This window comes from Psychrobacter sp. PSP, from assembly GCF_024085615.1.
GTDB classification, from domain to species: Bacteria; Pseudomonadota; Gammaproteobacteria; order Pseudomonadales; family Moraxellaceae; genus Psychrobacter; species Psychrobacter pacificensis.
This window is the reverse complement of sequence record NZ_JABLTF010000013.1, coordinates 63075-71427: the sequence shown is the minus strand read 5'-3', so window position 1 is coordinate 71427 and position 8353 is coordinate 63075. Positions and strand designations below refer to the sequence as shown.

The following is an 8353-nucleotide window of genomic DNA, read 5'->3' as shown; positions in this document are numbered from 1 at the left end:
AGGGATAGTTTGATCTATATGCTTCTTGTGCCATGAGCGCAGGGTTTCAGGCGTGCAGCCAATCTTAGGGGCAATGGCTTGAATGGCTGCCCATGTGGAGGGATAGTCGTTTGCTGCTTCGATCAGCATACGGACGGCGCGTTCTTTAATCTCAGGAGTGTAGGTTTGTCTTTTCATTGTCGTATTCTCTCAGAATGTTAAGTCTCCGACAATACCGGGGCGGTTCAGGCACCTTTTATTGTAGACCCTGAGCTTTATAAAACATTGAATGTGAGGTTTAGTCAAGATAAAGATCCTGCTACACACACAATTGGTAAGTTTATAAAAGAAATGTATTCGCCTTTAATTTTTGATGGAAGGGTAGTCAAGGATAACAGTATTGGTGATGAAAAGTTATTTGAAAAGGCTCTAGCTAACATTGAAAGATATGGTAATGCAACAGGATTGTTAGAGAGCAGTATTCACGAGCAGATGCAACGCTATAACGATGTCTGTCCTAACCCTTATGAGGATAATGTCTATAATATAGAAGTGGCAGATCATCATACATATTTTGTTGGACACGATGCGGTGTGTGTAAACGCTACAAACTCGTAGGCATCATCCATGCTAACCTAACCCAAAACCACAATAACAATAATAATAGGAAAACGCATGCCCACCGACACCCGCCCGATTCTCGTCTTTGATGTTAATGAAACCTTGCTCGATATCAGTACCCTTACGCCTTTATTTAGCCGCCTTTTTAATGATGGCAGCATACTGCGCGAATGGTTCGCCCAGCTGGTGCTGTACTCGCAAACCCTGACCTTATCAGGACTGTATACGCCGTTTGGTGAGATTGGGGTCGGCGCGCTGCGGATGGTTGCTGATATTCATGGCGTTGAGATTGCCGATGCCGATATTGACGAGCTAAAGACGCGCATGGGCAAGATGCCCGCGTATGCCGATGTCGTGCCCGCGCTGACGCTGCTTAAGGAGGCAGGCTTTCGACTGGTGACCTTGACCAATTCAGAGTCCAGCGAGTCACCGCCACCGCTAGAAAAGGCGGGGTTGAGCGAATTTTTTGAGCGCTCATTTCATATTGAGGCGGTGCGTCAGTTTAAACCCGCACCTGCGACTTACAATCTGGTCGCCGAGGCACTGTCCGTGTCCACATCCGAGCTGTGTTTGGTCGCTTGCCATCTGTGGGACACGATAGGCGCGCAGGCAGCAGGCTGTCAGGGCGCGTTTTTATTGCGTCCGCACAATGCGTTATTGCCCGCCAACCACGTACCAACGCCCGATTATATGGCGGATGACTTACGCACATTAGCGCAGCAAATCATTACGCAAAACACCGACTCATAACGCCCAAAAAGAAACATCAAACAAGCCACCCAAGCAGGTGGCTTTTTTATGTCTGATAAAACAGTTGGGTGTGAGGCCGCTTATAAAACTAGTGCTTTAGCAGTAGTAGGCTTCTTTGTCTTTTAGCGCGTCTTGCAAATAAGCAACCAATAATTTGAGCTTTTGATCGGGCTGTTTTGATTTGGGATACACCGCAAACATCCCCATACGCTTGCGGGTAAAATCTTGCAAAATTTGGGTTAAAGTCTGGCGCTGAAAGGCTTTATACACTAGTGCTTGCGGCAAAAAAGCAATGCCCAAATCACTCAGCGCAGCATGTTTGATCGCGCTTAAATGATTGCTATGAAAGCGGCCACTGACGGGCAGCAGCAGCTCAGCACCATCCTCATATAACGGCCACAAGTCGCTACTGGTGTTATCAAATTTATAGATGAGGCAATCATGATTTTGCAGTTGGGCGGGGGTTTGCGGCGTACCATATTTGTTGAGGTAATTTTGGGTGGCGCAAATCACCCATTGACTGTCTATCAGGCGTTTGACAATCAAGGAGGAGTCTCCAAGCTCCGCCGTTCGGATGGCCAAATCAAAGCCATCTTCGACCAAATCAATCAAACGGTTGGTGATGTATAGCTCTACGGTTATCTCAGGATATTTTTTACAAAATTCAGCGATAGCCGTGCTGAGTAGTAAGTCAGAAGAGACCACAGGGGCGGTGACGCGGATATGGCCTTTCATGTTTTCGCCATAGCCGATGACAGTATTTTCCGCTTCTTGAATGGCAAGCTGAGCCAATTTGGCTTTGTGATACAGCGTTCGGCCGGCATCGGTCAAGCTGAGTTTTCGGGTGGTTCGGTAGAGCAATTGTGCATTTAAGTTGGCTTCTAGGCGCGCGATACGTTTGCTCACTACAGAATTGGTCAGCGCCAGTTTGTCAGCAACTTTGGAAAAAGAGCCTTCATCGACCACCAAAACAAACAAAACCATGTCATCAGCTTTAATCATACCGATTCTCTAATCAGGGTAATATATTTCGTATTATAGCAAAAAAGGAAAATAACCTTGTCTGATCATGCCGTTTATCTTTGCACTTGTAAAGCGTAGAATTAGAGTGTGTGAATTCTACCCTAAGCACAATGAGGCTGTTAATCTGAGCGATTGAGTGTTTGTATGTAAGGACTGTGTTTAAGGGCGGCGTTTAAGAGTGGTGTTCAAGGATGCACAGACGATAACAGGGAGAGGGAATTTTGAATCAGACTGTCTATGGGTTACTTGCCCTATTGCCAATCATACTCAGTGGCATATTTCTTATTGGTCTACAATGGTCGGCCAAAAAAACCATGCCGATCATTTTGGCGGTGACTGCCGCGCTCGCACTTTTTATTTGGGACATGACGTTTAACCGCGTGTCGTCCTCTATTCTTCAAGGGACCGTGATTACGATATCGGTATTGTGGATCGTATTTGGTGCGCTGTTCTTATTAAATACTCTAAAACACACGGGCGCTATAGCAGTGATTCGCGCAGGTTTTATCAACGTATCGCCTGACCGCCGAGTGCAAGCCATCATCATTGCATGGTGTTTTGGTACGTTTTTGGAAGGTGCATCGGGCTTTGGCACACCGGCTGCAATTGCGGCACCGCTGCTGGTCGCGATAGGGTTTCCTGCATTGGGTGCGGTGCTTATGGGGATGATGATCCAAAGCACGCCCGTATCGTTCGGGGCGGTCGGTACGCCGATTGTTATTGGGGTGAATAAGGGTCTAGATACCGTGGCCATCAGTGCGCTGCTGGCGCAAGAAGGCATGCAATGGGAAGAATTTTTACAACTGATTACCACCCAAGTGGCGATCATTCACGGTGTGATTGGGACGTTTATGCCGCTGCTGATGGTGATGATGCTCACCCGCTTTTTTGGTAAAAATAAAAGTTGGAAAGAAGGCTTAGCCATTTGGCCCTTTGCCATCTTTGCAGGGTTGGCCTTCACTGTACCTTACACTTTAACGGGTATTTTCTTGGGTCCTGAATTTCCATCGTTGATTGGTGGACTGGTCAGTGTCGCGATTGTCATTCAGGCGGCTAAAAAAGGATTTTTGGTACCAAAGACCACGTGGGACTTTGAAGCCAAAAGCAGCTGGCCAAGCGATTGGATGGGTAAACTGGTGGTCAGCAAAGAAGATGTGGCCACCCCAGCAGGCAAGACCATGTCTACGCTGATGGCATGGTTTCCTTACTTGCTAGTGGCGCTGCTACTGGTGTGTTCGAGAATGTTTGCTGACTTTAAGGACTTGCTCAGCAGCGCCACGCTAGACTTTAATACGATTTTGGGCGAGGCCGATATCAGTGCAGGTTTTAGTCCTTTATACTTGCCCGGCGGCCTGTTGTTAATCAGCGCCTTAATCGCAGCTTTTGTGCAAACTAAAAATCCAACGCGTGCGCTGGGTGATGCTTTGAGCGAATCAAGCAAAACCGTCTTAAGCGCTGGGTTTGTGCTTATTTTTACCATCCCTATGGTGCGGATTTTTATCAACTCTGGGGTCAATCTATCCGATGTCGCGAGTATGCCAGTTGCCAGTGCTGAGTTGTTTGCAGGCACGTTTGGCAGCGCCTTTCCGCTGATCAGCTCAACCATCGGTGCCCTAGGTGCGTTTATCGCAGGCTCGAATACCGTGTCAAACATGATGTTTAGTCAGTTCCAGTATGAAGCGGCTATGAGCTTGCACATCTCGCCCTCACTCATCATCGCAGCACAAGCGGTTGGCGCCGCGGCGGGTAACATGATTGCCATTCACAATGTGGTGGCCGCATCAGCAACCGTTGGGCTGCTTGGGATGGAGGGCGCGACGCTAAGACGCACCATCTTACCAACCATCTATTATGTGTTGTTCAGTGGCATCATCGTTATGGCAGCCATTTATCTCTTTGGCGTTCAAGGACCGCTAACCTTATGAATGCACAGTAAAAAAAAGAGCAAGTAATGAACCGTTATCGATCGACCGCCTCCTATACAAGCCAGCTACCATCAGATCAGGTGTTGGTTAAATTAACCAAAATACTGGGCGCCGCCAATATACAGGCAGATCCAGCTAAAAATGAGCACTACCGCATGGGCTGGCGCTCAGGCGGCGGTAGCGCGCTGGCAGTGTTGTTTCCGCAAACGCTGCTTGAAATTTGGCAATGTCTGGAAGTGTGTGTTGAGGGCAACTGTATCATCATCATGCAGGCGGCCAAAACAGGTCTGACAGAAGGCTCAACGCCCAGCGGTGATGACTACGACAGACCCGTGGTAGTGATCAATACACTGGCGATAAATAAGTTGTATTTGATCAATGATAATGAGCAAATTATCAGCCTACCGGGTACGACTTTGCATCAACTGCAAAACGAGTTAAAAGCGGTCAATCGAGCGCCGCACTCGGTGATTGGCTCATCGACTTTGGGCGCGTCAATCGTCGGCGGTGTCTCCAATAATTCAGGCGGCGCGCTGGTCAAACGAGGCCCTGCTTACACGGAGCTGTCGCTGTTTGCTCAGATTAATGAACACGGTCAGCTGGTATTGGTGAATCATTTAGAGGTTGAATTGGGCGATACGCCCGAAGAAATCCTCACCAATTTACAAAACGGCTATTTTGACAAGTCACAGTTATCCCAAAGCAACAAACTGGCCTCAGACAAAGAGTATGTCGCCCGAATACAGGATGTCAATGCCGACACGCCGAGCCGCTTTAATGCGGATAAGCGCAGGCTGTATGAAGCCAGTGGCTGTGCAGGCAAGTTGGCCGTTTTTGCCGTTCGTCTGGATACATATCCCACCGCAACCAAAGAGCAAACCTTTTATGTCGGTAGCAATAGTGTGTATGAGCTGGCACTACTGAGACGACAAATACTATCGAGCTTTAAAAATGTCCCTGAAGTGGGCGAATATATGCACCGCGATATATTTGATGTGTCTGCCAAGTACGGCAAAGACACCTTTTTGAGCATCAAGCATCTGGGTACCAATGCTTTGCCCAAGCTGTTTTCTATCAAAGGCAGTATTGATGCCAAACTGAGTAAATGGTCATGGGTGCCCAATCATTTGACCGATAAAGTTATGCAAATGATCGCCCAAGTATTGCCGCAGCATTTGCCCAAGCGCATGCTTGAGTACCGCAACCAGTATGAGCATCACCTGATTATCAAAATGAGCGATGAGGGCATCTATGAGGCACAGTCTTTTTTAGAGTCGTTTTTTGCAGACTCAGAAACGGGCAGTTATTTTACCTGCACGCAAGCTGAGTCAGACAGCGCCTTTTTGCATCGCTTTGCTGCCGCAGGGGCCGCCATACGTTATGAAGTCATGCATGAAGAGACCGCCGGAGAGATACTGGCGCTCGATATTGCTATCCCGCGTAATACGCTTGATTGGCTGGAAAATTTGCCTGAGAGCATCACTCAGCACTTAGAAAAAAAGCTGTATTACGGTCACTTTTTTTGTTATGTGTTTCATCAAGATTATATTTTAAAAAAGGGCAGTGATGCCAAGCAGGTCAAAAAGATGATGCTTGAGCTATTAAACAAGCGCGGTGCCAAATACCCTGCTGAGCATAATGTCGGCCACTTATATGAAGCCGAACCTGACTTGCAGCAATTTTATGAGCGCCTAGATCCTACCAATACTTTTAACCCTGGTATCGGTCAAATGCCAAAAACCAAACGCAACTGCGCGTGCTGTTTATAGCCATTTATAATGGTGATGAAACTTGAAGTGACAGTCGCTTACTTTTACGCATCACCACCGCCAATCCGCTCCGCCAATGCCTGCAATTTTGGCACTATGATTGCCGCATAGTCGTCCGCTTCCCAGTTGGCACTTGGTACACTGGCATTAAGCGAATAGGCGTATTGCCCAGTCGCGACATCATAGACGCCAACCGCGACTGCCAAGATATCAGTAGAGAACTCCCCATCAGAGACGGTATAGCCGTACTGCTCATAGTGCTGGGCTGCTTGAGTGAGCGCTGACTGTGCGTGAATGTAATCTTCATCAGATAAATTCTCTTTCAAATTGCTAATAATCATTGCCTTTCTCGCTTGAGAGCTTACTGCATAAAAAGCCCGTCCAATGGCAGTACGTGCCACCGGCACCGCTGAGCCAACCTGCAAGTTGACCGATAGGCGTGCAGGACTACGACAGCAGGCGTGATAGCGCATCTCTCCTTCAACTTCGGTCGCTAGATTTACCGATACCTCATTTTCGCTAGCGAACTGCCGTAATAGTGGCTCAGCATAGGCCACCATGTCATGACGACCCCATGCGGTCGCGCTTAGGCGTACTGCACTGCTGCCCAGTTGATACTGTCCGTGCTCATTAGTACGCAAAAACCCAAGCGTGGTCAAGGTATGAATCAGGCGACTAATGGTCGCTTTTGGCAGTTTGGTCATCTGACATAGTTGCTGATGGGTAAGGCGCTCATGGTGTTCAAAGGCAGCCAGTATAACCAATCCACGACCTAGTGCCGTCACAAACTGTCGATCGTTCTCTTCCTTGCTTTGACCCATCAGGTGATCCATTCGTCCGAGTAGTGAGGTAGCTGCCGATGTAGATGTTGTCATTTTATCTCCATTTCTCTTAATGATTATCTCTTTTGATGCCTATTTTTTAATAAAGGTTTACAGGATGGCAAAAGTTTGTTTAAATAGTTTTATATTATGAAACAAAGTTTCGCATAGCGGAATAACAAAGTCAATAACTTGTTAAACCAAATATGTATCAACCACTATTCGTCAGTCAGGATGACTGATATCAAGGAGAGACATATGGCAACATCGACCAGCCCACGCTTTGATTGGGAAGATCCTTTCTTATTACGCGACCAGCTCACTGAAGAAGAGCGCATGGTCACCGACAGCGCCCGTCAATTTTTTCAAAAGGAATTGATGCCCGGTATTATCAATGCCAACCGTAATGAGCATTTTGATCGTAATATCATGCGTCAAATGGGTGAGATGGGTCTGCTTGGCGTGACCATCGAGGGCTACGGCTGCGCAGGTCTATCGAGTGTGGCTTATGGTCTGATTGCCAAGGAAGTGGAAGCGGTCGACTCAGGCTACCGCTCAGCGATGAGTGTGCAGTCAAGCCTTGTGATGCATCCGATCTGGGCGTATGGCACTGAAAAGCAAAGAGAAAAGTATTTGCCAAAACTTGCCACAGGTGAGTACGTCGGCTGCTTTGGTTTAACTGAGCCTGATTCGGGATCTGATCCTGCCTCAATGTCGACACGTGCGCGCGCCGTTGATGGTGGTTATGAGCTGACGGGTAATAAAATGTGGATTACCAACAGTCCTATCGCGGATGTGTTTGTGGTCTGGGCAAAAGATGATGCAGGCGAGATTCGTGGTTTTGTCTTAGAAAAAGGCATGAAAGGCCTATCTGCGCCGAAAATAGAAGGCAAGTTCTCACTACGCGCCTCGGTCACCGGTGAGATCGTCATGGACAAAGTGTTCGTTCCTGAAGCCAATGCTTTCCCAGATATCCGCGGTCTAAAAGGGCCGTTTGGCTGCTTGAATAAAGCGCGTTATGGTATCGCTTGGGGCAGTATGGGCGCGGCAGAGTTTTGCTGGAAAGCGGCGCGTCAATACACGCTAGATCGCAAGCAGTTTGGTCGTCCGCTTGCCGCCACCCAACTGGTGCAGTTAAAGCTTGCCAATATGCAAACCGAAATCAGCTTAGGTCTACAGGCCGCGCTACGTGTCGGTCGTTTGATGGATGAAGACAACGCTGCACCTGAGATGATCTCCATGATTAAGCGTAACAACTGCGGTAAAGCGCTCGATATCGCTCGTATTGCCCGCGATATGCATGGTGGTAATGGCATCTCTGATGAGTTCCACATCATCCGTCACGTGATGAACTTGGAAGCCGTCAATACTTACGAGGGCACGCATGATATTCATGCGCTTATCTTAGGCCGTGCACAGACAGGCATTCAGGCGTTCTTTTAAGTATTTTTAGCTAAGAAAATTT

8 protein-coding genes are annotated in these 8353 nt (G+C 47.9%); 5 read left to right on the top strand and 3 right to left on the bottom strand.

Annotated elements, in window-relative coordinates; translation table 11 throughout:
* Positions 1 to 177: transposase (locus tag HL061_RS03505; protein WP_252962434.1), on the bottom strand; the 177-nt coding region annotated here is incomplete at its 3' end.
* Between the two features lie 93 nt (positions 178 to 270).
* Here HL061_RS03505 and HL061_RS03500 point away from each other — a divergent pair.
* On the top strand, positions 271 to 597 hold the full coding sequence (locus tag HL061_RS03500) for a hypothetical protein (protein ID WP_071001864.1): 327 nt from the start codon (positions 271 to 273) through the stop codon (positions 595 to 597).
* A 57-nt stretch (positions 598 to 654) separates the two neighbouring features.
* Positions 655 to 1350, top strand: a complete 696-nt coding sequence (locus tag HL061_RS03495; RefSeq protein ID WP_252962535.1) for a haloacid dehalogenase type II — start codon at positions 655 to 657, stop codon at positions 1348 to 1350.
* A 96-nt stretch (positions 1351 to 1446) separates the two neighbouring features.
* Here HL061_RS03495 and HL061_RS03490 read toward each other — a convergent pair whose 3' ends face one another.
* The gene (locus HL061_RS03490) at positions 1447 to 2352 is read right to left on the bottom strand and encodes a LysR family transcriptional regulator (RefSeq protein ID WP_252962534.1); all 906 of its coding nucleotides are present in this window, start codon (positions 2350 to 2352) and stop codon (positions 1447 to 1449) included.
* Between the two features lie 242 nt (positions 2353 to 2594).
* Here HL061_RS03490 and HL061_RS03485 point away from each other — a divergent pair, with 242 nt between their 5' ends.
* Both HL061_RS03485 and dld read left to right on the top strand, forming a co-directional pair.
* Complete coding sequence (locus HL061_RS03485) at positions 2595 to 4298, top strand: L-lactate permease (RefSeq protein WP_252962533.1); 1704 nt, start codon at positions 2595 to 2597, stop codon at positions 4296 to 4298.
* Between the two features lie 26 nt (positions 4299 to 4324).
* Complete coding sequence (gene dld / locus HL061_RS03480) at positions 4325 to 6067, top strand: D-lactate dehydrogenase (protein WP_252962532.1); 1743 nt, start codon at positions 4325 to 4327, stop codon at positions 6065 to 6067.
* Positions 6068 to 6111: 44 nt separating this feature from the next.
* On the opposite strand, the gene HL061_RS03475 is transcribed toward dld, so the two are convergent.
* A complete protein-coding gene (locus HL061_RS03475; RefSeq protein ID WP_093068178.1) occupies positions 6112 to 6942 on the bottom strand; it encodes an IclR family transcriptional regulator in 831 nt (276 codons plus the stop codon).
* A gap of 204 nt (positions 6943 to 7146) precedes the next feature.
* Here HL061_RS03475 and HL061_RS03470 point away from each other — a divergent pair, with 204 nt between their 5' ends.
* Positions 7147 to 8331, top strand: a complete 1185-nt coding sequence (locus tag HL061_RS03470; protein WP_093068181.1) for an acyl-CoA dehydrogenase — start codon at positions 7147 to 7149, stop codon at positions 8329 to 8331.
* The last annotated feature ends 22 nt before the right edge of the window (positions 8332 to 8353 follow it).

What these genes read in the sequence shown, in the direction of transcription:
- HL061_RS03495 (WP_252962535.1), top strand. Translation starts at nt 655, where the DNA reads ATGCCCACCGACACCCGCCCGATTCTCGTCTTTGATGTTAATGAAACC.
- HL061_RS03490 (WP_252962534.1), bottom strand. Translation starts at nt 2,352, where the DNA reads ATGATTAAAGCTGATGACATGGTTTTGTTTGTTTTGGTGGTCGATGAA.
- dld (WP_252962532.1), top strand. Translation starts at nt 4,325, where the DNA reads ATGAACCGTTATCGATCGACCGCCTCCTATACAAGCCAGCTACCATCA.
- HL061_RS03475 (WP_093068178.1), bottom strand. Translation starts at nt 6,942, where the DNA reads ATGACAACATCTACATCGGCAGCTACCTCACTACTCGGACGAATGGAT.
- HL061_RS03470 (WP_093068181.1), top strand. Translation starts at nt 7,147, where the DNA reads ATGGCAACATCGACCAGCCCACGCTTTGATTGGGAAGATCCTTTCTTA.